Raw genomic sequence first — 1,528 nt, forward strand, 5'->3', positions numbered from 1 at the left:
AATGCTGTCAAGTTTGGCGTTTTGGCTGGTGGGAGTTGGGGTGGTTGGGGTTGATCGTGGTGGTGAGGGTGGCTGTGCCGGTGGGGAGGGGCTGGCGTTTCTTGCCGTTTCTGGTCTTTCCGGCTGCGTATTTCGACAGTGACCGCTTGGCCAGGCGGTTGTAGATGCGTAGGCGGCGTTCGGGCAGGGGGTGATCGCGTAGGTAGGTGGCGATGGTGCCGAGCAGGTCGCTGTCGGTGGGTCCGGTGATGTCGGTCGCGGTGATCAGGCCGTTGCGGGCCTGTTCCAGGGCGAGGGTGAAGCCGATGCGGGTGCAGCGCAGTCCGGCTGCGGTTCCGGCCTGGGCCATGACCAGCCGCAGAAGTTGGTAGGCGATCAGCAGTGCGTGGATCTCCTGGGCCAGCCCGGGCGGGTTGCCGCAGCGCAGGACCCTGCCGCCGAGCATGGTCGATTTGATCGAGCAGAACGTCTCTTCCACCTCCCAGCGGTCGTGGTAGCACTCGACCAGGGCCGGGGCGGGGTGGGTGCGCCAGTTGAGCAGGGTGGTGGCGAACAGCCAGGTGGTCGTGCGGGTGCCCTGCGGGGTGTCGATGGCCACGTCCACCGCGATCGCCCGGATGGTGCGGCCGGCCCGCACGGTCAGCCAGGAGCCGTCCGGGTAGCGTTCGAGGGCTGCCAGGCGGGCGGTGCGGGGCAGCCGGACCATGAAGTCGGCTTCGGTGGCGGCCAGTGCGGCCAGGAAGACGGCGGCGTCGAAACCGGCGTCCAGGAGGACGAGCATCCCGGTGTGCAGGCTGCGCAGGAGACGGGTGGCGGGCACGAATTCCCGGCCGTGGACCGGTCCGAAGACCGTGTCGATCAGGGTGCGGGTGGTGCAGTGGACCAGGCAGATCAGCTGGACTTGCGGGTATCCGGCCAGACCGTGGCGGTGCTTGTGTTTGCCCAGCCAGGCCCGCGTCGAGGCGGTGTCGGGGACATCCAGCACGGTGCCGTCGATCGCGCAGACCTCAAGCCCGCGCCACAGTGGCGGGCACGCGTCGGGATGCCGGCACAGCGAGCGCAGCAACACCCGCAGCGGGCGTGAGCCCAGCCGGGCCCGGGCGGCATGCAGGGCCTGCCGAGTCGGATCGGGCAGTGGCATCCCGGACATCGCGGCGACCGCTTTGCGATAGACGCCCTGCAAGCTGACCTGCCCGAACAATCCCTGAGCGATCAGCAGGTAGACCACCACCCGCGCGGGCAGGTCCCGCACTCGCCGCTGCACAAGACCCGTCCGGGTGAGCGCGTCATCGACCACAGAGAACGGCAGCAGAGCCGTCAACGGCCCCAGATGACCCGGCGCGAACCGGCCAACAGCTGTGACGATGACACGGGTGATGACACACTGAACCACGGCGGAGTCCTGTAGTGAGATGCGGCGTCGACAACCACATCCTCAACAGGACTCCGCCACTTTCATGCCAAAACCCCAAAGACCACAGGCCACCACCACACCAGCCACTAACTTGACGGCATTGGGGGCACCTCC

Annotated in this window: 1 protein-coding gene; it reads right to left on the reverse strand. The window is 67.9% G+C overall.

The annotated features are described in order from the left end of the window. Positions 1-7: 7 nt before the first annotated feature. On the reverse strand, positions 8-1,393 hold the full coding sequence (locus K7862_RS36980; RefSeq protein ID WP_308012386.1) for an IS4 family transposase: 1,386 nt from the start codon (positions 1,391-1,393) through the stop codon (positions 8-10). Positions 1,394-1,528: the final 135 nt, after the last annotated feature.

The sequence above is a fragment of the Actinacidiphila acidipaludis genome, assembly GCF_019890725.1.
In the GTDB taxonomy this organism is placed as follows: domain Bacteria; phylum Actinomycetota; class Actinomycetes; order Streptomycetales; family Streptomycetaceae; genus Actinacidiphila; species Actinacidiphila acidipaludis.